Source organism: Falsihalocynthiibacter sp. SS001, from assembly GCF_042445055.1.
In the GTDB taxonomy this organism is placed as follows: domain Bacteria; phylum Pseudomonadota; class Alphaproteobacteria; order Rhodobacterales; family Rhodobacteraceae; genus Falsihalocynthiibacter.
The window spans coordinates 183718-206600 of sequence record NZ_CP170339.1 but is presented as its reverse complement, the minus strand read 5'-3'; the positions used below and the strand labels follow the sequence as shown (position 1 = coordinate 206600).

Genomic DNA, 22883 nt, shown 5'->3' with positions numbered 1-22883 from the left:
CCGCCCATGAGTGATGACTATAACCCCCCGAATGATCCGCTTGATATTTTGCACATGGATCAGCACCTCTTGGTGGTGAACAAGCCTTCGGGGCTTCTTTCTGTGCCGGGGAAGGGCGAACACCTCGCCGACTGCCTTCTTGCGCGGGTTCAGGCGGCGTTCGCGGATGCGCTTTTGATCCATCGTCTGGATCGCGATACCTCGGGTGTTATGATTTTTGCGCTCACCGCACATGCGCAACGCCATATCGGGCTTCAGTTTGAGAAGCGGCAAACCAAGAAAACCTACGTCGCGCGCGTCTTCGGGCACATTGCCGAAAAAACCGGAACTGTAGACTTGCCGCTCATCGTGGACTGGCCCAACCGCCCGCTTCAGCATGTGAATTTTGAAACGGGCAAACAGGCCATCACCGACTGGCGCGTTGTGCGCTATGAAGACAACACAACGCGTGTTCGGCTGTTCCCCAAAACGGGCCGTAGCCACCAGTTGCGTGTGCATATGCGCGAGATCGGGCACCCCATTCTAGGCGACCCGTTTTATGCGACAGGCGAGGCCCGCGATGCGCCGCGACTTATGTTGCACGCCGAGGAATTGCGCCTCCGTCATCCCGAGGGCGGCGAGGGGCAACGCTTTCGCGCTAAGTGCCCGTTTTAGGCCGAAGATCATATTCTGACGCTAGCCCATGGATTTGCGTTCCCTAGGGGCCTATATGTTTCCCAACAGCAACTTTGTAGGAGACTAAAATGGCATTGCGCATTAACGATACTGTCCCAGATTTTAAGGCTCAAACCAGCGAAGGTGAGATTTCATTCCACGACTGGATTGGCGATTCCTACGCGATCCTGTTTAGCCATCCCAAAGATTTCACACCTGTTTGCACAACTGAATTTGGTGCGGTTGCGCAGCTTGCTGATGAGTGGAAAAAGCGCAACACCAAAGTGATCGGCGTGTCGGTTGACGGTGTCGAAGACCACAAAAAGTGGAAAGGCGACATTGAAAAATTCGCAGGAACATCTGCGGGGTTCCCGATCATCGCAGATGAGGGCCTTGCCGTTTCAAAGGCATATGACATGCTCCCCGCCGAGGCATACCTTCCCGACGGCCGCACCCCTAACGATAGCGCGACGGTGCGTTCGGTGTTCATCATTTCGCCAGACAAGAAGCTTCTCTTGTCGATGACTTACCCCATGAACGTTGGTCGTAACTTTGCTGAAATTCTGCGTGCGCTTGATGCGTTGCAAACCGCAGCCGGCAAAGGCGTTGCGACACCTGCGAACTGGACGCCAGGTGGTGATGTTGTGATCCCTGCGGCAGTTAGTGACGAAGACGCAAAGGCAAAGTTTGGTGAGTTCACAACTCACTTCCCATATCTGCGTACAACGAAACTCTAATTCGTTTCTAAGTTTACAAAAGCAAAAGGCCCCGAAGCGCGAACTTCGGGGCCTTTCTTGTAAGCGCTAAGGCTTAAGCTTCTTTTTTCTCTTCGACGATCTCTTCGCCAGTTTCCTGATCGACAACTTTCATCGACAGGCGAACTTTGCCGCGATCGTCAAAGCCCAAGAGCTTCACTTTCACGTCCTGACCTTCTTTGAGTACGTCGGATGGGTGGTTCAGACGACGGTTCTCGATCTGAGAAACGTGTACCAGACCATCGCGCTTACCAAAGAAGTTCACGAATGCTCCGAAATCAACGATCTTAACAACTTTACCGTTGTAAACCGCGCCTGCTTCTGGCTCGGCAACGATCGAGTGGATCATGTCGTAGGCTTTTTGGATTGCTTCGGCGTTGGCAGATGCGATCTTGATCACGCCATCGTCGTTGATGTCCACTTTCGCGCCAGAAGTCTCGACGATTTCGCGGATCACTTTACCACCAGAACCGATCACTTCACGGATCTTGTCTGTTGGAACCTGCATTGTTTCAATGCGAGGAGCGTGCGCCGAGAATTCGCTTGCTTCTGTCAGAGCGTTCGACATCTCACCGAGGATATGCTGACGACCTGCTTTGGCTTGTGCCAAGGCTTTTTCCATAATCTCTTGGGTGATGCCTGCAACTTTGATGTCCATCTGCAGGGATGTGATCCCGGCTTCTGTACCAGCAACTTTGAAGTCCATGTCGCCGAGGTGGTCTTCGTCACCAAGGATGTCTGTCAGGATCGCATAAGAGCCATCATCCTCAAGGATAAGACCCATCGCAACACCAGCAACCGGTGCTTTCAATGGAACGCCAGCGTCCATCATGGAAAGCGAGCCGCCACAAACGGAAGCCATAGAGGACGAACCGTTGGACTCTGTGATCTCGGATACAACGCGAACGGTGTATGGGAAATCAGTCGGCGCAGGCAGAACAGCCTGAAGCGCGCGCCATGCAAGTTTACCGTGACCGATTTCGCGGCGACCAGTAAAGCCAAAGCGACCAACTTCACCTACAGAGTAGGGAGGGAAGTTGTAGTGCAGGATAAAGTTGCTGCGGTATGTACCTGTCAGCGCGTCGATCATTTGCTCATCGTCGCCAGTGCCGAGTGTTGTAACAACGAGGCCCTGAGTTTCGCCACGTGTAAACAACGCAGAACCGTGCGTACGTGGAAGCAAGCCAGTTTCGGAAGTGATCGGACGAACAGTTGTTGTGTCACGACCGTCGATGCGCTTGCCAGTTTTGACAACGTCGCCACGAAGGATTGTGGACTCAACTTTCTTAAGCGCGGAACCAAGGTTCTCGTCCTCAAGCTGTTCTTCTGTGAGGGCTGCTTTGATTGCTTCACGTGCTTCGGCAACAGCAGTTGTGCGCTCTTGCTTGTCAGTGATCGCATAGGCTGCGCGCATTTTGTCTTCGCCAGCAGCCATAGCTGCTTTGAACAGCTCGGAATAGTCAGGCGCTTGGAAGTCGAATGGCTCTTTGGCGCAATCTTCTGCAAGATCAATGATCAGGTCGATCACAGGCTGGAAAGAGTCATGTGCGAATTTGACCGCACCAAGCATCTCTTCTTCGGAGAGTTCGTATGCTTCGGACTCAACCATCATCACGGCTTCTTTTGTACCCGCAACAACGAGATCAAGACGCTGCTCTGGGTTGTTGCGAAGCTCGTGCATGTCATCGCATGATGGGTTCAGTGTGTATTCGCCATCAACATAACCAACACGTGCCGCACCGATTGGGCCCATGAATGGCGCACCTGAAATCGTAAGCGCCGCAGACGCCGCAATCATCGCAACGATGTCGGGATCATTCACAAGGTCATGGCTCAGAACTGTACAGATCAAGAGAACTTCGTTCTTGAAGCCAGGTACGAAAAGCGGACGGATCGGACGGTCGATAAGACGGCTTGTCAGCGTCTCTTTTTCAGTCGGACGCGCTTCGCGTTTGAAGAAGCCACCAGGAACTTTACCGGCAGCATAGTATTTCTCGCCATAATGGACGGTAAGCGGGAAAAAGTCTTGGCCCGGCTTTTGCTCTTTTGCAAAAGTAACGTTGGCCATAACCGAGGTCTCACCCAAAGTGGCGATTACCGAACCGTCGGCTTGGCGGGCAACTTTACCCGTTTCGAGTGTGAGCGTTTCGTCGCCCCACTGCATAGATTTCTTTGTTTCGTTAAACATATCGTTTCCTAAATTAGCCGCGGGGGCCCATCCCCTTTGGCCGTTTACGTACGGGCCGTATGCCCGTGGCCTCTTTTTTCGTGTCCTATCTGCGGGGCGAGGCCCGGCCCCACAAACGTCGGATTAAAAAGAAAACCGCGCCCCTAAAGGCGCGGTTTTTGTGCTTAGCGGCGAAGGCCGAGGCGTTGGATCAAGTCCTGGTAACGCTGTTCGGATTTGCCACGAAGGTAGTCAAGAAGCTTGCGGCGCAGAGCAACCATTTTCAAAAGACCACGACGACCGTGGTTGTCTTTTTTGTGGGTTTTGAAGTGCTCTGTGAGGGTCGCGATGCGCGAGGAAAGGATCGCAATTTGAACTTCTGGCGAACCTGTGTCGCCTTCTTTCGTTGCGAATTCTTTCATTACGCGTGCTTTTTCTTCAGCAGTAATCGACATCGGGGTCTCCTTATCTAAAGGGTTAATGGCACAAGCCGGGATGTCGTCCAGCAAAGCCCGTGGAGGTATCTTTCGCCAAACCTCAAGATTCGACGAACAGATTCCGCGCGTATATGGGGTATTTGCTCAAATTGAAAGGGGAATCACAGGATTTCGGCGAAAGCCCGCCCTGTTTGTTGCCCCAACGATTATATCCGAACGAACTGAATATCCGAAGCACTCAATGTTGTGGTTTCGGGAAGGGTCGCTACAATGACGTCATCCAGCACGACATAACTGTTTCCGTCTTGGGTATGGATTTGCACCTCTGGATCTTCTTCCTCGGAATGTTCAATGATTAATTGGTCTTCGGAACTATCAAAATCGGTGATGATCGCGGGGTTGTCTTCGATGATCCATTCGCCAAGGTGGAAGCTGTCGGCACCCGCTCCGCCACTGCCATAGTCGTTGTTGCCCAGCACCAGCCTGTCGTTTCCGTCGCCACCATTCAGGAAGTCACGCTCATCGCTGTCCTCTTGGGTGTCTTCATCCAGCTCAACACCGACAAGGAAATCATCGCCAGCGTTGCCCATCAGGGTATCTTCGCCCAAGCCTCCAAAAAGAAAGTCATTGCCATAGCCGCCTTCAATCGAGTCCTTGCCGTCACCGCCGGACAATACGTCATTCCCCTCGCCGCCGATAAGTTTGTCATCTCCTTCGTCGCCAGAGATCACGTCGTCGTCGCCATATCCCATAAGCTCGTCATTGCCGCTTCCGCCGAAGAGCAGATCATCGCCGTCGCCCCCGTGCGCATCGTCATCGCCAAAATCGCCTAGGATGATATCCTCGCCCTCTTCGCCATAGAGCCAGTCGTCGCCTTCATGGCCCAAGAGCTGATCGTCCCCTTCGCCGCCATTAAGCAGGTCGCCCATGGTGCCGCCTTCTAGGATATCTTCGCCCTCGGATCCGGCGTGTGTAACGGGAGTGTCGTCGGAAGTGTCGGGTGCGTCCTCGTCGCTAGACTTGTCGATTGACATGACACTTTCGGCGACCGCGCCCATGAGTAGCGCGCTGAATAATCCAAGCAGTCCAAACATATCAAACCCCAAGCAATCGTTAAAACGCCTCGATTCACCCAGATCCGCGCGCCTTTTTATGTCTTAGCGGGCGCGTTTGGTAACGCAACATTTAGATTGGTTAACAGTGGGTTATACTTCCCAGAGCATCGGTTGAACCGAATAGGAAATATAGAGCGGGTGCTTGGGGTGTCCTTCCTTGGATAGGCCAAGGTGGTAGAGTTTTTGATCCGCAAGGAGCTTCTCGACCGCAGCGCCGCGACCGAGGTGCGCGCCATGGGTTCCCCACGCGCAGATGATTTGATCTGTCCATGTACAGCCATCCAAAATGGCGGCGTCATTCTCTGGTCCGATAGGGTCGATTGCCGCGCGCATTTTGCGGGGGTCTGTGTCGCGCCACGCAAAGATATTCGCCACCCGAAAGCCGCCAAACCCCAGCGCACGCGCCCGCCGTTCGCATCTCTCAACGGTTGGGTCGTTTTGAACCTCTGTCGCTGTGGATGGATTAAGCATGATGAAGAACACGCGCGGCGCATTCGGTTCCCACACACGGGTCAACGAATAGCGATAAGCCTCGCAGTCAGAATAGATCGCGATAGAAGCGGCATCGTTCTTTTGGTGCGTGCGGGTAATGGTCACGTGCTATCCCAGATTAAACACGCGGCTTGGGTGGATTTCGCCCGCCTTATACCGCCCAACGGCAACCGCTTCGCCATCAAACGAAGCCCAGCATTCGTCGCCATATTCCAGGTTGGAAGCCAGAACCATTCCGGGGTTCCCGTTGCGCAATCGCACGGCACCTTCGGGGGTGCATTTCACCTCGGGAAGATCGGCAAGACCCGTTTCAAGCGGGAGCATATATGCGTCTAACTCGCCCGTTTTAGCCAGTTCGTCGATTTTGGCGACGCTTATGCCGTCCTTGACGTCAAACGGTCCCGACCAGATACGGCGGAGATTCCGAACATGGCCAAAGCAGCCGAGTTTCTCGCCCAGATCACGCGCGATTGCCCGCACATATCCGCCTTTGCCACAGGTCATTTCAAGCGTCACGTGATCGGGGTCGGGGCGATCAACGAGCAACAGTTCTTCTACCCACAGGGGGCGGGCGGCGATTTCAAAGTCTTCTTCGTCACGGGCGAGCTTATAGGCCCGCTCACCGTCAATCTTTACAGCCGAGAACTTCGGCGGAACCTGCATGATTTCACCAACAAATCCCAAGAGCGCCTCTTTGATGGTCTCGTCATCAGGGCGCGTTGGGCTCTCTTTGGTGACGACGCCCTCGGCATCATCGGTGTTCGTTGCCTGGCCCAGACGAACGGTAAACTCGTATGCCTTGAGCGCGTCTGTGATATAGGGAACCGTCTTGGTCGCTTCGCCCAATGCCACGGCAAGTACGCCGGTTGCTTCTGGGTCGAGAGTTCCTGCGTGGCCAGCTTTCTGGGCTTCCATCGCCCAGCGCAACTTGTTGACCACGGCGTTCGAGCTGATGCCTGCGGGTTTATCCACAACCACCCATCCCGAAATATTGCGACCTTTGCGTTTGCGACCCATGAGACTGTCCTATTTCTGTTTCAAGTCGCGCGACCTACAGTTCAATGCAGTCAGCGTCAACGGGCGAATACTTCACCGATCCTGAACCAAGCCAACGATTGGACCCAGCGGAAACCCGATATCATTCCGTGAGATTTCCGGAGCATAGAGGCGCGATATCTTGCCGTCAAAGAACAGCGCATTCGGCATTCCCAAGTGGTCCCGAAAGAACCGTGCGAAGTCGTGAAAGTTCACTCTCTGATCGGAGATCGCGAAAATAGCGCGCGTTCCGTCCGCGCTTGTGCCAACGCCATTGCGGTAGTGCTTCGAGTCCCCATTCGGAATGAGGCGCGGATGAAGCGCGTCATTGATCACGAGCATCGGTCCCGATTGCGTGGCGAAACGGCAAGCTGGCATAGCCGCTTCGTAGGCTTCGCTTGTGTAAATCTGAAACCCTTGCTCTGCGATACAGAACACACCATTCGGAGAAAGCCCAAAGTTACCATAGCCGCCGCCATGCTGAAGCTGGGCCTTTTCCTCGCCCTTCTCGATATAGAGTCCGACTGGCTGACGGTCGTTGTGGAACATGCCGGCATTCATCGCGAACGCAAGCTCTTTGTCCTCGCTGGCAAGCTGTTCGTTGACCGCACCAAACCCGCCGAGAATTCCGCCGCTTGGGTTTTCTAGAAATAAGCGTAGATCCTGATCCTGCGATACTTCGCAGACCGTATAGGTTTCGGACTCGAACTCGGACTTTTCACAGGACGCAGCAGCGCCTGTGCTCAACCCAACGAGCCACAAAAAAATCGCGAGACTATGCTTTATCATCTTCCACATCATCACGAGCCTGAAGATCTCTCTGAACGTCGTCTTGTTCGAGAAGGCGGCGCGTCTCGTCCATTCGGTCAAAGGTCGTGTCGATTTCGTAGCGCACCTCTGGCGAATGCTTGAGCGCCATTTTCTTGGTTATGATACGCCGTAATTCGTGACGGTTCTCACGTAGACAGGCAAGCGCTTCTTCTTGTCCTTGTCCACCAAGTGGCAACACATATGCAGTTGCAATGCGCAGGTCCGGCGTGACGCGCACCTCGCTCACGGTGATCGACATACGATTGAGGTCGGGTGCGTGGACTTCTCCGCGCATCAACACCTCTGAAAGGGTGCGTCGAATAAGTTCGCCAACCCGAAGTTGACGCTGTGAAGGGGCGCGACCTGCGCGATTTGTGTTCTTTGCCATACGGTGCATGTAAGCATGATTAGCGCCCAGAGCAACAGGGCTTTGCTTTGTGGCGCCCATGCGGTTAAACGAGGGAAACAGATTGGGTGAGGTCATATCATGAGCCAAGAAACAAAAATCGCGATTGCCGGGGCTTCGGGCCGTATGGGCCAAATGTTGATCAAAACGGTGCTGGATAATGACGCCACTGTTCTCTCTGGTGCGATTGAGCGCGCGGGTCATGATTGGGTCGGCCAAGATGTCGGTCAGGCGATGGGTGGCCAGAGCTTGGGCGTAATAGTGTCTGATGATGCGGCCAAGGTGATCGCGGATGCGGACGTACTTATTGATTTCACAGCGCCGGCCGCGACCCTCGCATTCGCAGACCTCGCCTCTACGTCTGGCACAGCGCATGTTATCGGCACAACGGGCCTGTCGGATGAGGACATCGAGAGCCTGAATGCCTTTGCGGCCAAAACTGCGATTGTGCGCGCGGGAAACATGAGCCTCGGCGTAAATTTGCTTGTGCAGCTAACCAAGAAAGTTTCCGCAGCTTTGGGCGAGGATTTCGACATCGAAGTTATCGAGGCCCACCACCATCACAAAGTTGATGCACCGTCTGGAACGGCCCTAATGCTTGGCGAAGCCGCGGCCGAGGGGCGTGGCGTTGATCTCAAGGATGTATCAGATCGCGGGCGCGACGGAATAACAGGTGCGCGCAAGCGTGGGGATATCGGCTTTGCGGTTGTGCGCGGTGGCGATATTGTTGGTGAACACGATGTGATGTTTGCCGCACCAGGCGAGCGGATCGTCCTTCGTCACCTAGCGACCGATCGCAAGATTTTCAGCCGTGGCGCGATCACCGCAGCGATCTGGGCTGCCAAGCAAAAACCGGGCGCCTATGACATGATGGACGTTCTGGGGCTGTAACTAAAAGTCTACCGCGATCCCTTTGCGCTCCCAGTCACCGTAACGAACAGGTTCGGGGCCATCACGACCGCCGAGTTCTGGCGGGAGCGCTTCTTTCTGCTTCTTGCGCCGTTCTTCAGCTTCGGCGAGGGCGCGTTTCGCGGCTTCGGGCAGGTCGGCTTGCTCACTCATGTCGGTTGTCCTTGTTTTGGGCCTAACGTTGATATACGCCACCTTTCATGTCACAGAAAACCCCAAAATCCGCGCCCCAGCAGGGCCAAGCCGCCCGCCTTGCCGCTGTTCAGCTGCTAAATGCGGTGACCGTCAAGAAACGGCTGCTTTCTGAAGTGAGCGGACCGAAGGGTCCGATGGGCCGGCTTGATGCAGCAGACAAAGCCCGCGCGCAGCGCCTTGCGACGACGACGTTGCGGTTTATGGATCGTGCGGACCGGCTCTTGGGGCCATTCATTCGCCGCCGCCCGACGCCCGAGGTGCACAATATCCTGCGCCTTGCGGTTGTTGAGATTTTTGTTGAGGGCGCACCTGCACACGGTGTGGGAAATGCACTTGTCGCGATTGCGCGCGATGGCCGCGAGACGACCCACTCTGCGGGCATGGTGAATGCGATTATCCGCAAGCTAGGCGCGCTTTCTGTCGAAGGCTGGGAAAAGCTACCTGCGCCAAGAATGCCAAAGTGGCTGCGCAAGCCTCTATTGGCGGACTATGGCAAAGCGATCATCGAGAAGATCGAACAAGCGCACGCGCTTGGGGCGCCGCTGGACCTTTCGTTCAAAGAGGATGCTGTTTTGCCAGAGGGTGAATTGCTCCCAACGGGCAGTTTGCGGATTAGGGACGCTGGACAGGTCTCGGCCCTTGAGGGCTACGCCGAAGGTGGCTGGTGGGTGCAGGACGCAGCAGCGGCGCTTCCGGTCAAAATTCTTGCACCACAAAAGGGTGAGCGCGTTCTTGATCTTTGTGCTGCGCCGGGTGGCAAAACGATGCAGATCGCCGCGAGTGGCGCGGATGTTACGGCGGTGGACCTCTCGAAGTCGCGTATGGAGCGGGTTGCCGAGAACCTCGAGCGCACGGGATTTGACGTAGAGACAGTCGTTTCGGATGCGCTCGAGTTTAAGGCCGAGCCATATGACGCGATCCTGCTGGATGCGCCCTGTACCGCGACGGGCACGATTCGGCGCCATCCCGACTTGCCCTATGCCAAAGACGGCAGTGAATTCCCCGAACTCTTCGCGCTTCAGGAACGCATGATTGATCATGCTTTGACACTCCTTAAGCCCAACGGGCGGCTTGTGTTCTGTACCTGTAGTTTGCTGTTTGATGAGGGCGAAATTCAAATCGAAGATGCTCTCAAGCGTCACCCGAATCTGATCGTCGATTCGGTGGCACTTAAGGTTGCTGGCGTTGACCCCGAGTGGATATCCAAAGAAGGCGGCCTTAGGTTGCGGCCCGACTATTTTGCCGCGCAGGGTGGGATGGATGGCTTCTATATTGCTGTTCTTCGCCACAAGGATGCAAAGTCTTAAAAACATCGGTGACACAACTGCCCTTGGGACGTAAGGTGGATCAACAATAAGACCAACGTCACAAATAACCGAGGCAAGGCAGGGTGGTAAACACCGATGGGATCATGGCGCGACAACAGCGCCTCGCGAACCGTATTCATGCACGTCTAAGTGTATTCTCACGTCCTGCGACGGGCTTTGTTTCACAGCCTGAACCGCGCACGATTGGTGCGTTTGCGCGTGGGCGACAGTTGATCGCGGGTAACTTCCTTTTCGCCGGTTTTCTCGTAGAGGCGCCCAGCACCAGTATCTGGAACCTGCCCATGCCGGACCAGAGCTTTGAGCAGGAATTGCACGGGTTCAAATGGCTCGATGATTTGGCCGCGGTAGGTGATCTTGAGGCGCGCAAGCGGGCGCAGGAATGGACGACAGACTGGATCGAGCGCTATGGCAACGGGCGGGGTTCGGGATGGACGCCTGATCGCACGGGGCGGCGGCTTATTCGCTGGATAAACCACGCGCTCTTTTTCCTGAACGGTCAGACCTCAGACGCGTCCGAAGCGTATTTCGGCGCATTGGCGCAGCAGACTGTTTTCCTCTCAAAACGATGGCACACCGCGGGTGCCGGATTGCCAAGGTTTGAGGCTCTAACGGGGCTTATTTACGCTGGTTTGTCGCTTACCGGAATGGACAAGTACGTCAAGCCAGCCCTCAAAGCGCTGGCACGCGAATGTGCGCAGCAAATAGATGAGCAAGGGGGCATTCCAACCCGAAACCCAGAGGAACTGCTTGAGGTCTTCACGCTTCTGACGTGGACGGCATCCGCACTTGCAGAGGCGGGGCGCATAGCGCCACAGGAACACCTGAACGCGATTGATCGTATTGCGCCCACATTGCGCGCGTTGCGCCATGCGGATGGCGGACTTGCGCGTTTCCATGGTGGTGGGCGTGGCCTTGAGGGGCGGCTTGATCACGCCTTGGCGGTTTCTGGGGTGCGAACAGTCTCTAACACAAGCCTTTCAATGGGTTTTGCGCGCCTTCACGCGGGGCGTACAAGTGTGATTGTGGATGCGAGCCGCCCTCCGATGGGGGCGGCATCAACGGATGGACATGCCTCGACCCTCGCGTTTGAACTTACATCGGGTCGGCGCCCGCTTATCGTGAATTGCGGAAGCGGCGAAAGCTTTGGCGAGAGCTGGCGACGCGCTGGGCGGGCAACGCCTTCGCATTCAACGCTAAGCCTTGAAGGGTTCTCCTCTGCGCGATTGGGGAAGCAGCGACTTGTCGCTGGTCGAAATCAGCAAAGTCTGGTGGATGGGCCGACTAAAGTCGAGTGCCAACAATCCAGCGATCAATCGGGCATGCAACTTGGCGCAAGCCATGACGGTTATGTGGCGACTCACGGCATACTGCATCAAAGGCGACTAGAGCTTGGGTTTGATGGGCGCGGACTTGCAGGTCAGGATTTTCTGACCGTCACAACACCCACCGACAAGCGGACCTTTGATGCGCGGATGGATGCGGCAAGATTACAGGGTATCCCGTATTCCGTCCGATTCCACCTGCATCCGGATGTTGACGCAGAGCTTGATTTGGGGGGAACAGCGGTTTCGCTTGCGCTCAGAAGTGGCGAGATTTGGGTGTTCCGCCACAATAGTTCCGCCCAATTATCGGTCGAACCTAGTGTTTATCTTGAAAAAACACGCCTAAAACCGCGTGCGGCAAAACAAATCGTTCTATCTGGGCGCGCAATGGATTATGCGACCCGTGTCACATGGTATCTTGCCAAGGCCCAAGACACGCCAAACAGTTTGCGTGATTTGGTCAGGGACGGGATACCCAAGCTGTAATTTGCCATTCTGGGGATGCAAAACATGACCGACCAAACACCCGTGCGCCGCGCGCTTCTTTCTGTTTCTGATAAAACCGGCCTTATTGAACTGGGCCAAGCTTTGGCCGAACGCGGCGTAGAGCTTTTGTCTACGGGCGGGTCTGCTTCTGCGTTGCGTGCCGCTGGTCTTACCGTCAAGGACGTCGCCGAGGTTACCGAGTTCCCCGAAATGATGGATGGCCGTGTAAAGACGTTGCACCCGCGCGTTCACGGTGGATTGTTGGCATTGCGCGATAACGATGACCACGTTGCCGCAATGAAAGAGCACGGTATTGGCGCGATCGACCTCTTGGTTGTGAATCTTTACCCGTTTGAGGAAACAGTCGCCAAGGGTGCCGATTATGACACCTGCATTGAGAATATCGACATCGGCGGCCCCGCGATGATCCGTGCGGCGGCAAAAAACCACGGGTTTGTAACGACAATCGTCGATGTTCAGGATTATGAAGCGCTGATCGCGGATATGGACGCAAACGGCGGCGCAACGAGTGACGCTTTCCGCAAGACGGCCGCACAAACTGCCTACGCGCGGACGGCGGCATATGATGCGGCGGTATCCTCTTGGATGGCTTCGGCGATTGGCGATCAAACGCCTCGTCGTCGTGCTTTTGCGGGAACTTTGGCGCAAGGGCTTCGGTACGGTGAAAATCCGCACCAGCAGGCAGCGTTCTATACGGATGGCGTTGCGCGCGCAGGGGTGGCCACCGCGACCCAGCATCAGGGCAAAGAGCTTTCCTATAACAACATCAACGACACCGACGCTGCATTCGAACTTGTGGCAGAGTTCGATCCCGCTCAGGGACCTGCCGTGGCAATCATCAAGCACGCAAACCCATGCGGTGTTGCGCGTGGCGAGACCCTTGTTGAGGCGTACAAATCGGCGCTTGCTTGCGACAGCACCTCGGCATTTGGCGGAATTATCGCACTTAACCAGCCGCTTGACGGTGCAACCGCAACCGAGATCGCGAAAATCTTTACCGAGGTTGTGATTGCGCCCGAGGCAGACGACGAAGCCAAGGCGATCTTTGCTGCCAAAAAGAACCTACGACTTTTGACGACTGGCGGATTGCCGGATGTGCGCAAGGGTGGCCTTACGTATCGCCCCGTTGCTGGCGGTATGCTGGTGCAGGACAAGGACGTCGGGTTCGTTGACCTCGCTGACCTCAAAGTCGTAACAAAACGTGCACCGAGCGAGGCCGAAATGGCCGATCTTCTCTTTGCTTGGAAAGTGGCGAAACATGTCAAATCCAACGCGATTGTCTACTGCAAAGATGGCGCGACTGTTGGTGTCGGCGCTGGCCAAATGAGCCGCGTAGACAGCTGCCGTATTGCCGCCCGCAAAGCCGAAGATATGGCAGAAGCGCTAGGACTAGAGACGCCTTTGACCAAAGGATCTGTCGTAGCTTCCGATGCGTTCTTCCCGTTTGCAGATGGATTGCTGACCGCTGCGGCCGCTGGTGCCACCGCTGTTATTCAGCCCGGTGGTTCGATGCGGGACGACGAAGTTATTGCCGCCGCTGACGAGGCAGGATTGGCGATGGTGCTGACTGGTATGCGCCACTTCCGTCACTAAAAAAGGATACAGCCCATGCGTCTTGTTCATATCTATGCTTTCGTGATTCTCCTGTTGGATCAGGTGAGTAAATGGATTGTGGTGCATGGGCTGAATCTTCAGAACCGGCACGAAATCGACGTTTTGCCGCCCTTCGTGAATTTTCGCATGGCGTGGAACGATGGCGTCAATTTCGGGCTTGGCGGTGGCGGAGGAGATATTGCGAAATATCTTCTTATCGCCCTCGCGCTCGGAATTTCGGCTTGGGTCTATATCTGGGTACGCAAGGAACAGCCGCGCAAGCTTGGAAAAATCGCTGCCGGATTCTTGATTGGCGGTGCGTTAGGCAATGTTATTGACCGTTTCAGATATGGCGCAGTGGCTGATTTCCTGAACATGAGTTGCTGTGGATTTGAGAACCCGTATTCCTTTAACGTGGCCGATATTGCTATCTTCATTGGGGCCTTTGGGTTGATCCTTTTCACAGGTGGGAAAAAGGGCGCGTGACGCGGCAAAACCTTTGGGTTAAACATGGCCGCAAGTTAAGGGAGAATTGCATGTCTACGCGCGCCGGATTGAGATTGGCAAGTTTGGTTGCTTTGCTAGGAGTTGTCAGTTGTGGCAGCGACAACACTACCAGTTTGCTCAATTTGGATGCGTCAACGGATGGGCCGGATGCCTTCTCCATTGTGCCAGGCAAGCCTTTGCAAACCCCTACAAGCTATGCGGCCCTGCCGCCGCCCACACCGGGAGGGCGAAACCTGACCGATCCAACTCCGAAAGCGGATGCGATTGTTGCCTTGGGCGGGCGTCCTGGGGCCGGTACAGTGCCGACGTCGACGGCAATGTCATATGTGACACGGTTTGGTGTCGATTCAAACATTCGTCAAACCCTCGCCCGCGAGGATGCCGAGTGGCGCCAGCGTAACAACGGCCGACTGCTTGAGCGTTTGATGAATGTGAACGTCTATTTCGATGCCTACGAGAAAATGTCGCTCGATCAGTACCGCGAACTCGAGCGTTGGCGTGCCGCAGGACGGGATACGCCCGCCGCTCCGCCAGATCCCTCACGCGAATAGGGTCAAATCCGCTCACTTCTCTGTAATGAGGGTTGAGGAGATCGAAATACCAGTTACCTATTTCTGAACACTAACGGAGATTACCTATGATCCGCATTTTTCGTGCGCTTGCCTGTTCTGTTCTAATTACCTTTCCATCGCTCGCGACTGCCGAGACTCTGACGACCCATACTCTTGAAAACGGTATGGAGGTGCTCGTACTAGAGGACCACCGCGCGCCCGTCGTTGTTCAGATGGTTTGGTACAAGGCAGGTGCCGCTGACGAACCTGCGGGGAAATCGGGGATCGCGCATTTTCTTGAGCACCTGTTGTTCAAGGGAACGGAAACAATGGCTCCGGGGGAGCTATCCAAGACAGTCAGCGCGAACGGAGGCACGGATAACGCCTTCACGAGTTGGGACTATACGGCCTATCACCAGCGTATCGCCGAAGATCGACTTGAGCTTGTGATGCGTATGGAAGCGGACCGTATGAGAAACTTGCAACTGTCGAATGATGATGTGCTTACCGAGCGAGATGTGATCCTTGAGGAACGGAACCAGCGTACCGAAAACAACGCGGGCGCTCTCTTTTCCGAGGATCGGCGCGCGGCTCAATTCATGAATCATCCCTACGGCATCCCCGTGATAGGATGGAAGCACGAGATGTCCGAACTTAGCCTTGAAGATTCACTGGAGTTTTATCGCCGCTACTATGCGCCGAATAACGCTGTTCTGATCGTTGCTGGCGATGTGCAGCCCGATGAGGTGATTGCATTAGCAGAGAAGTATTATGGCGTGTTAGAGCCTACTGTCGATTTGCCCGAACGCGTGAGACCACAAGAACCACCACAAAGAAGCGAGCGCCGCCTAACCTATAGCGACCCTCGCGTGGCACAGCCTTACGTGATGCGCACATACCTCGCGCCCGAACGTAGCAGCGGCGAACAAGAAGAGGCCGCAGCACTCACCATGCTTGCGCAACTCTTGGGTGGTAATGGGGCAACTTCGGTGCTGGGTCGCAAACTTCAATTTGAAACCCAGAACGCGATTTATGCCTCGGCGTTCTATGATGGCACCGCGCTAGATAAGACGACGTTTGGTTTTGTCATGGTGCCGGTTCCGGGTGTTTCCCTTGAGGACGCCGAGCAATTGCTTGATGGCGCGATTGCGGAATTCCTAGAAGAAGGCGTTGATGCAGATCAGCTTGAACGGATCAAGCTTCAGGTCCGCGCCAGTCTCATTTACGGCGAAGATGACGTCGCAGGCATCGCCCGACGTTATGGCGAAGCCCTCACGACGGGTTTGACGGTTGAGGATGTTCAAGCATGGCCAGATTTGCTTTTGGCCGTAACAGAGACTGAAATCATCGACGCCGCGCGCAAAGTTCTTGATCGCAGTAACGCAGTGACCGGCTTCCTGACCAATTCAGCGGGGAATAACCAATGAAAAGTTTTCTCACCTCTCTTTTCCTAACGCTCAGCCTCGCTTCTCCGCTGCGGGCCGAGGTCGATATCCAAGAGGTTACATCGCCCAACGGCGTCACCGCATGGTTGGTTGAGGAACACTCGATCCCCTTTACGGCTATCGAAATTTGGTTCCGTGGTGGCGCGCGTCTGGATGCCGAGGGCAAGCGCGGCGCGTCCTATCTTATGACGGGACTGCTTGAGGAAGGCGCGGGCGAGCTTGATGCACAAGGTTTTGCAGAGGCCGCGGAGGAGCTGGCGACGAGTTTCAGCTATAACGTCTATGACGATACGCTCACCGTTTCGGCCCAATTCTTGACGGAAAATCGCGATGAAGCAGTGGCGTTGTTGCGCAGCAGCCTGATTGAGCCGCGCTTTGATGAAGATGCGGTTGAGCGTGTCCGGGGACAGGTTGAATCCATCATCCGTAGTGATGCTAAGACGCCAAACACGATTGCTTCAAAAAAACTGAACGAGTTGGCTTGGGGCGACCACCCCTATGCTACATCGATCAGCGGCACCTTGGAGTCCGTCGCGGCCTTAACACGTGACGATCTGATCGAGGCGAAAGACCGCGTTTTGACCTTGGATAGGGTATATGTTGGCGCCGTTGGTGACATTACGCCGGATGCTTTGGGCGAGTTGGTTGATGAACTTCTAGCTGGGCTGCCCGAAACTGGGCCGGATCTTCCTGCTGAGGCCGTATATGGTTTGCCCAAGGGTGGTGAGACCGTCGTTGAATTCGAAACACCCCAATCGGTCGCTCTCTTTGCGCACGAAGGGATCAAGCGCGACGATCCCGATTTCTTCCCTGCTTATGTGCTGAACCAAGTGCTTGGCGGCGGAGGGTTTGCTTCGATTCTTATGGAAGAGGTCCGTGAAAAACGCGGCCTTACCTATGGGGTGTCGTCGTTCCTTGCTCCGCGTGATCAGGGCGCATTGATAATGGGGCAGGTGGCCTCTGCGAATGATCGCATTGCCGAGGCGATTGAGGTTATACGCGAGGTTTGGGCCGATGTCGCCGAGAATGGCGTCGCCGAGCAACAGCTTGAGGATGCCAAGACATTCCTGACGGGTGCTTATCCGCTCAGATTTGATGGCAACGCAAATATCGCCGGAATTATGGTCGGTATGCAGGCCGAAGACCTTCCGATTGATTATATCGCCACGCGGAACGACAAAGTGAATGCCGTCACAATGGACGATATCAAACGCGTCGCCGAGAGATTACTTCGGCCAGAGGATCTCCATTTTGTTATCGTCGGAAAGCCTGAGGGGCTTGAGAAAAGCGAGTAACCATCAATGGCATTCGCCATAGTCGAATCGCAGTAATTTATGCTACTCCTTGTGGTATGCCAGACGGAAACCCCCATATGAGCCAGAATGAAGGGCCGAAAATGCCCAAGATTCGGCAACTAGATGATGCAGCAATTAACCGTATCGCCGCTGGCGAGGTGGTTGAACGTCCTGCGTCTGCGGTCAAGGAATTGGTCGAGAACGCGATTGACGCAGGTGCAACGCGGATCGAGATTTCTTATGCCGATGGTGGCAAGACGTTCATTCGCGTTGTTGATAACGGTTGCGGGATCAGCGCCGAAGACCTTCCGCTTGCAATGTCACGGCACGCCACCAGCAAGATCGACGGGAGTGATCTTCTGAACATCCACACCTTCGGGTTTCGCGGCGAGGCGCTCCCGTCACTGGGTGCGGTAGGGCGGCTCACGATCACCAGTCGCCCCGAGGGCGCAGATGCGGCCACGATTTCTACGGAAGGCGGCGTTCAATCTAGTGTTAAGCCAGCGGCGCTGCGTTCGGGAACTGTGGTTGAGTTGCGCGATCTATTTTATGCGACGCCTGCACGGTTAAAATTCATGCGTACAGATCGGGCAGAGGCAGGCGCGATCACGGATGTCGTGAAGCGTTTGGCCATGGCAGAGCCACATATCGGCTTTACTCTGCGCGATGCCTCTGGCGATGGCGAGGGGCGCGTCACATTCCGTGCCGACGCGGAAAATGGCGATTTGTTCGATGCTCTGCATGCCCGTTTGCGCCGTATTCTGGGGCCAGAGTTCGCGGAAAACGCGCTGCTGATTGATGCAGAACGGGAAGGCGTAACCCTGACGGGCTATGCCGCTTTGCCGACCTATTCGCGGGGATCGTCGGTTGCACAGTTTCTGTTTGTAAATGGTCGTCCGGTTCGCGACAAAATGCTGGTCGGTGCGCTGCGCGGCGCGTATTTCGATTTTCTATCGCGCGATCGGCACCCTGCGGCGGTTCTTTTCCTTGAGGTTGATTCAGCACGCGTCGATGTGAACGTGCACCCCGCCAAATCCGAGGTCCGTTTTCGTGAACCAGGTGTGGCGCGCGGGTTGATCGTATCGGCGCTTCGTCATGCGTTGGCGGAGGCAGGGCATCGCGCAAGTACGACAGTTGCGAACGCGACGCTTGGGGCCTTCCGTCCTGAGGCACCTGATCCGAGCGCGCCACGCATTTATCAAATGGATCGCCCAAGCTCTATTTCTGGTGGATACCAAGCACCGCCCGCGCAACGTGATTATGGTTTTGCAGAGGCTGAGTTTTCTGCGCCTTCTGCCAGAGTAGAGCCTGTTATTGAGGATAACCCAACGCCGAACGTTTCGAGTGCTCTGCCTTTGGGGGCTGCGCGTGCGCAGGTTCATGAGAACTATATCATCGCCCAAACGCAAGACGGGATGGTGATCGTCGATCAACATGCGGCGCACGAACGGCTTGTCTATGAGAAGCTCAAACGTCAGATGGCCGAAAACGGCGTTGCGACACAGGCTCTGCTTATTCCAGAGATCGTCGAACTTTCCGAAGGGGATGCCGCACTTTTGCTGGGTGTGACCGATGAGCTGGCGCGTTTCGGGCTTGGGATTGAACCCTTTGGCGCGGGCGCGATTGCCGTTCGCGAAACGCCCGCGATCTTGGGTACGGTGAACGCACGCGGGATGATCCTTGATATCATCGACGAACTCGCGGATATGGGCGACAGCCAGTCGGTGCAAGCACGGATTGAAGCGATCCTCTCGCGCGTTGCGTGTCATGGTTCTATTCGCTCGGGTCGTCGAATGCAGGCCGAGGAAATGAACGCGCTTCTCCGCGAGATGGAGGCGACTCCACACTCTGGGCAATGCAACCATGGGCGGCCCACATATGTGGAATTGAAACTTGCAGATATTGAACGATTGTTTGGACGCACATGATAAATATTAACGGAACAGAATACGCCTATTCCGACCCGCGCGTGATCGGTGTTGCGGTGGGGATTGCGGCTCTAATCTTGCTGTTTGCGCTCCTGTTTCGCGCCGTCAAAACCAGCGCCCAAGCCGCCAAAATGGCCGCGCCCTTGGCTGCGCAGGTCGGGCAGCTTTCCTATACGCTTCAGAATCTGAGTCAGGGGCAGGAGCGCCTTGCGGGCGGTATTCAATCAAGCGCCGAAAGTCAGGCGACTTCTCACGCACAAATACTACAAACGATGGAAATGCGGCTCGCGGCGGTGCAACAAAACATGCAGGAGCGCCTGCACGATAGTTCGGTTCGTTCGTCCCGAACGCTTGCCGAAATGCAGGAGAAGCTCAACGCATCGGTTCACGGAAGTACGGTAAAGACGACGAAATCGCTTACCGAACTTCAGGAACGGCTCGCGACGATTGATAAGGCACAGGCGAATATCGAAAAACTCTCGGGTGATGTGCTTGGGCTTCAGGATATTCTCTCTAACAAACAGACGCGCGGTGCATTTGGCGAGATCCAGCTGAATGATATCGTGAGCAAAGCGCTCCCCTCGGATGCCTTTACGTTTCAGGCGAAACTGTCCAACGATAAGCGCGCGGATTGCCTTATCCATTTGCCGAACCCTCCGGGGCCGATCGTTGTGGATAGTAAGTTCCCACTGGAGGCATATGAGGCTCTAAGAAGGGCAGATTCGCCCCAGTCTGTCGATGCGGCCGCCCGCGCCATGCGCACAAGCGTTCGTGCGCACATCAAAGCGATTAGCGAAAAATACATCATCGAGGGTGAAACCGCGGATGGTGCGCTGATGTTCCTTCCATCAGAGGCGGTTTATGCCGAGCTTCACGCGAATTTCCCCGAAGTTGTACGCGAAGGGTTTGCAGCGCGTGTTTGGATTGTCTCGCCAACGACATGTATGGCGACGCTGAATACGATGCGTGCGGTGCTAAAAGACGCGCGGATGCGAGAGCAGGCGGGTGCCATCCGCAAGGAGCTTGCGTTGCTTTATGGTGATGTGGATCGGTTGGGTTCGCGTGTTGAAAATCTCGACCGTCACTTTGGGCAAGCGGCCAAAGATCTTTCGGACATCAAGATTTCTGCGAATAAGGCGAGTCGTCGTGCCAAGCGGCTGGATAACTTTGATTTCGAAGAGATCGCGCCCGACGCGGAGGTGGTTGCCCCGCTGCTTCAGGAATAGCAGCGAGGCATCATTTTATGCGTCGATAATCGCGATGTATTGGGCCTGTTTGTCGAGTTCGGCCATCCAGTTTTGAACCAGCTTCGGATCACTCGGCGCGGCGCTGACCCCTACTGGGATTTCGCGGTTCAGGACCGATTCAATCGCCAATGCCACTGTAATAGACACGAGTCGCGCCATAGCAGAGCCGCGCTCGTCGCCCCAAGCATCCAGAACATAGGTCTTGTCGAATACGGTTTCGCCTTCGCGCTCGGCCTTTAGGTCCACACAGAGAACAACGCGATCCGGCTCGCCCTCGTCGTAGGAATGATCGTTCCAGAACTGGTCTGACATTTCTTTGAGGCGCGCATCGCCCGCTTCGCCGCTCAGTGTTTCGATTTCCTTGAAGATATCCGACCACGCATCGGACCAGCCATTCAAACGCAATGTTCCGCGCACGAAATCTTTGACCTTCCAGTCTTTGTCGAAATGGTAGTCCGACATAAACGGCGTCGAGTCACGGTTCGGGTAGACTTCGAATGTTTCAGGTGTCGGAAGTGGCGCCTGATAGCTGCTGATTGCGTCCCAAGGGCGGGCGACATCAAGCGTCGCAAAGTTGCGGATGGAGCGACTGGGGGAGCGGAGCGCTTTGAGAACTCCAAGAGGAGACCAGCTAAACTTATAGCGAAATGCGTTGGCGAGCTTTGGAACACCACCACAGTAGCTCTTGAATGAGAGCGTGTTGTTTACATCATAGGCGTCCGATGCGCGATATTCTGCAACCAGGTGGTGCGCCATCAAGTGATCGATTCCCGGATCCAAGCCCACTTCATTCACAAAGCAAAGCCCACGTTCTTCGGCTGCCTTGTTCAGATCGGCCATTTCTGGCGAAATATAGGAGGAACTAACGAAGTGTGCGTCTTTCTCAAGGCAAACAGTCGCAATCGGAACGTGCATATCGCCTGGCAACATCGAAACAGCGATGTCGCCTGCTTTGAGGTCCTGCGCGAGCGCGTCGAGCGTGAACTCTTTGATGTTCGTGGTTAGGTCGCCGACGGCTTCTTGGGCCTTGGCGGTTGTTCTGTTCCAAACCACAACGTCATGGCCCGCTTCGATCAAGCGACGAAGCCCTGGGATGGCAGAAAGGCCTGTTCCGCACCAATGTATAGTCATGAAGTTGCTCCTATTTGTGTTCGTTGAAAGTGGCTTCAGCACGCGCCCATACGCCTGAGTTCAGGTTAGTTAGGGTCAAAAGCGAAGGCAAAAGTTGTTCTGCGTAATCCTGCGAGCTTTCCACTGGAAGCATCGAGGGAAGGTTGTCGATCGCCGTTACATCGAGGACGGGATCAGTTGCGACGCGAAGCGCGGGCTCTTCCCAAGTGGTTGTGCGGTCATAGATTTTGATCGGAGAGAAATCGCTGTCGGGATCACAGGCGATGTCACCGATAACTGTAAGTTCGCGTTTGGCCGAAGTTGCAGAAGCCGGAACAAATACCGGCGTTCCGGGGCGTGCCAAAATACAGTTCAGGAAAATGCTGTGTTGAAGGACTTCGGGGAATGGTCCTCCCGAAGCGGTCTCGGCCATATCCCATTTGGTCACCGAAACGCCCAATGCCTCGCAGAGGTCCGAGGACCCGGTTCCTACCCGACCGAGCGCACCGATCACGATCGCTGTCGGGCGGTCTAGGCTTGCCAGTTCAGTCTCTAATTCGGCGACAAGTGCATCTTTTCCTGAATAGACGCCAACGGGTCCGCAAATCTCATTTCGTTGCTGAGCCGCCCAACACTTCAGGCTTACTGCTGCTCCAGCGAATCCCGCCCAATATCCAAATGCCGCAACACGCCGCCCATCGGTATCCACGAGATACTCAAGATCATAGAGCGTTCCGCCGCCCGCGTTAAAGCGATCCAGCAAAACGCGGCCAGATGGCTGCCCTTTGAATGCATGGCCGAACATGATGTGTTTATGCGTAAGTGGCGTTCCATCCTCGGGCAGTTCTTTGAGGCCAAAGATGATCGCATCGGAAGGTGCCGTGGGCCAGCTATTTTCAGGAGCGATTTCACAGCCCGCATCGATATACCCTTGTAGCGGAATTGCACGGACCGAGCTTTCCTCGACGGTTACGCGAATACCTTCGGCGCGGAGTTTGGCGGCGCCTTCGGGCGTCAGGCCCACGCGTTCTTCGTTCTCGCGCTGCTCCGCGCGTACCCAGAGATGTGTCATGGT

22 protein-coding genes are annotated in these 22883 nt (G+C 55.4%); 12 read left to right on the top strand and 10 right to left on the bottom strand.

From position 1 onward, the window contains the following. Positions 1–6 precede the first annotated feature (6 nt). Positions 7–654 carry an RluA family pseudouridine synthase gene (locus tag ACFE33_RS00955; RefSeq protein WP_380055680.1) on the top strand — a complete coding sequence of 216 codons (648 nt, stop codon included), beginning with the start codon at positions 7–9 and terminating at the stop codon, positions 652–654. Positions 655–743: 89 nt separating this feature from the next. Continuing rightward, entirely contained in the window at positions 744–1391 is a 648-nt protein-coding gene (locus tag ACFE33_RS00950) for a peroxiredoxin (RefSeq protein WP_380055677.1), read from the top strand. Positions 1392–1464: 73 nt separating this feature from the next. Here ACFE33_RS00950 and pnp read toward each other — a convergent pair whose 3' ends face one another. The 7 genes from pnp to rbfA all read right to left on the bottom strand — a co-directional run bounded on the left by pnp (position 1465) and on the right by rbfA (position 7853). Beyond that, on the bottom strand, positions 1465–3597 hold the full coding sequence (gene pnp / locus ACFE33_RS00945) for a polyribonucleotide nucleotidyltransferase (protein WP_380055675.1): 2133 nt from the start codon (positions 3595–3597) through the stop codon (positions 1465–1467). A 164-nt stretch (positions 3598–3761) separates the two neighbouring features. Further along, positions 3762–4031: a 30S ribosomal protein S15 gene (gene rpsO / locus ACFE33_RS00940; RefSeq protein WP_380055672.1), complete on the bottom strand. Its 270-nt coding sequence runs from the start codon at positions 4029–4031 to the stop codon at positions 3762–3764. Positions 4032–4219: 188 nt separating this feature from the next. Beyond that, the gene (locus tag ACFE33_RS00935; protein ID WP_380055670.1) at positions 4220–5107 is read right to left on the bottom strand and encodes a calcium-binding protein; all 888 of its coding nucleotides are present in this window, start codon (positions 5105–5107) and stop codon (positions 4220–4222) included. A gap of 111 nt (positions 5108–5218) precedes the next feature. Further along, positions 5219–5725: a DUF1643 domain-containing protein gene (locus ACFE33_RS00930; RefSeq protein WP_380055667.1), complete on the bottom strand. Its 507-nt coding sequence runs from the start codon at positions 5723–5725 to the stop codon at positions 5219–5221. Between the two features lie 3 nt (positions 5726–5728). Then, entirely contained in the window at positions 5729–6637 is a 909-nt protein-coding gene (gene truB / locus ACFE33_RS00925) for a tRNA pseudouridine(55) synthase TruB (protein ID WP_380055664.1), read from the bottom strand. 72 nt (positions 6638–6709) lie between these two features. Next, complete coding sequence (locus ACFE33_RS00920; RefSeq protein ID WP_380055661.1) at positions 6710–7444, bottom strand: phosphodiester glycosidase family protein; 735 nt, start codon at positions 7442–7444, stop codon at positions 6710–6712. Beyond that, positions 7431–7853, bottom strand: coding sequence for a 30S ribosome-binding factor RbfA (gene rbfA, locus ACFE33_RS00915; protein ID WP_380058622.1), 423 nt, complete (start codon positions 7851–7853; stop codon positions 7431–7433). Before rbfA ends, ACFE33_RS00920 begins: the two co-directional genes overlap by 14 nt. A 99-nt stretch (positions 7854–7952) precedes the next feature. On the opposite strand from rbfA, the gene dapB reads away from it, so the two are divergent. Next, positions 7953–8762 (top strand): 4-hydroxy-tetrahydrodipicolinate reductase, encoded by an 810-nt coding sequence (gene dapB, locus ACFE33_RS00910; protein WP_380055658.1) that lies wholly within the window; start codon positions 7953–7955, stop codon positions 8760–8762. Here dapB and ACFE33_RS00905 read toward each other — a convergent pair whose 3' ends face one another. After that, positions 8763–8933, bottom strand: coding sequence for a DUF1674 domain-containing protein (locus ACFE33_RS00905; protein ID WP_380055656.1), 171 nt, complete (start codon positions 8931–8933; stop codon positions 8763–8765). Positions 8934–8980: 47 nt separating this feature from the next. Between ACFE33_RS00905 and ACFE33_RS00900 the strand changes: the two genes are divergently transcribed. The 9 genes from ACFE33_RS00900 to ACFE33_RS00860 all read left to right on the top strand — a co-directional run bounded on the left by ACFE33_RS00900 (position 8981) and on the right by ACFE33_RS00860 (position 20677). Next, a complete protein-coding gene (locus ACFE33_RS00900; RefSeq protein ID WP_380055653.1) occupies positions 8981–10282 on the top strand; it encodes an RsmB/NOP family class I SAM-dependent RNA methyltransferase in 1302 nt (433 codons plus the stop codon). Between the two features lie 104 nt (positions 10283–10386). Beyond that, positions 10387–12111: a heparinase II/III family protein gene (locus ACFE33_RS00895; protein ID WP_380058620.1), complete on the top strand. Its 1725-nt coding sequence runs from the start codon at positions 10387–10389 to the stop codon at positions 12109–12111. Between the two features lie 24 nt (positions 12112–12135). Further along, entirely contained in the window at positions 12136–13725 is a 1590-nt protein-coding gene (gene purH, locus ACFE33_RS00890) for a bifunctional phosphoribosylaminoimidazolecarboxamide formyltransferase/IMP cyclohydrolase (protein WP_380055650.1), read from the top strand. Between the two features lie 15 nt (positions 13726–13740). Next, positions 13741–14211, top strand: coding sequence for a signal peptidase II (gene lspA, locus ACFE33_RS00885; RefSeq protein ID WP_380055649.1), 471 nt, complete (start codon positions 13741–13743; stop codon positions 14209–14211). A 50-nt stretch (positions 14212–14261) separates the two neighbouring features. Further along, positions 14262–14783: a DUF3035 domain-containing protein gene (locus ACFE33_RS00880; protein ID WP_380055646.1), complete on the top strand. Its 522-nt coding sequence runs from the start codon at positions 14262–14264 to the stop codon at positions 14781–14783. An 86-nt stretch (positions 14784–14869) separates the two neighbouring features. Beyond that, positions 14870–16210, top strand: coding sequence for a M16 family metallopeptidase (locus ACFE33_RS00875; protein WP_380055643.1), 1341 nt, complete (start codon positions 14870–14872; stop codon positions 16208–16210). After that, positions 16207–17523, top strand: coding sequence for a M16 family metallopeptidase (locus ACFE33_RS00870; protein WP_380055641.1), 1317 nt, complete (start codon positions 16207–16209; stop codon positions 17521–17523). The genes ACFE33_RS00875 and ACFE33_RS00870 overlap by 4 nt, the downstream gene beginning before the upstream one ends. A 56-nt stretch (positions 17524–17579) precedes the next feature. Continuing rightward, on the top strand, positions 17580–19451 hold the full coding sequence (mutL, locus tag ACFE33_RS00865) for a DNA mismatch repair endonuclease MutL (protein ID WP_380055638.1): 1872 nt from the start codon (positions 17580–17582) through the stop codon (positions 19449–19451). After that, on the top strand, positions 19448–20677 hold the full coding sequence (locus ACFE33_RS00860; RefSeq protein ID WP_380055635.1) for a DNA recombination protein RmuC: 1230 nt from the start codon (positions 19448–19450) through the stop codon (positions 20675–20677). The genes mutL and ACFE33_RS00860 overlap by 4 nt, the downstream gene beginning before the upstream one ends. A 15-nt stretch (positions 20678–20692) precedes the next feature. Here the strand turns inward: ACFE33_RS00860 and ACFE33_RS00855 are convergent, their stop codons facing one another. After that, positions 20693–21829 (bottom strand): saccharopine dehydrogenase C-terminal domain-containing protein, encoded by a 1137-nt coding sequence (locus ACFE33_RS00855; protein ID WP_380055633.1) that lies wholly within the window; start codon positions 21827–21829, stop codon positions 20693–20695. A 10-nt stretch (positions 21830–21839) separates the two neighbouring features. Next, a complete protein-coding gene (locus tag ACFE33_RS00850) occupies positions 21840–22880 on the bottom strand; it encodes a saccharopine dehydrogenase (RefSeq protein WP_380055631.1) in 1041 nt (346 codons plus the stop codon). Positions 22881–22883 lie beyond the last annotated feature (3 nt).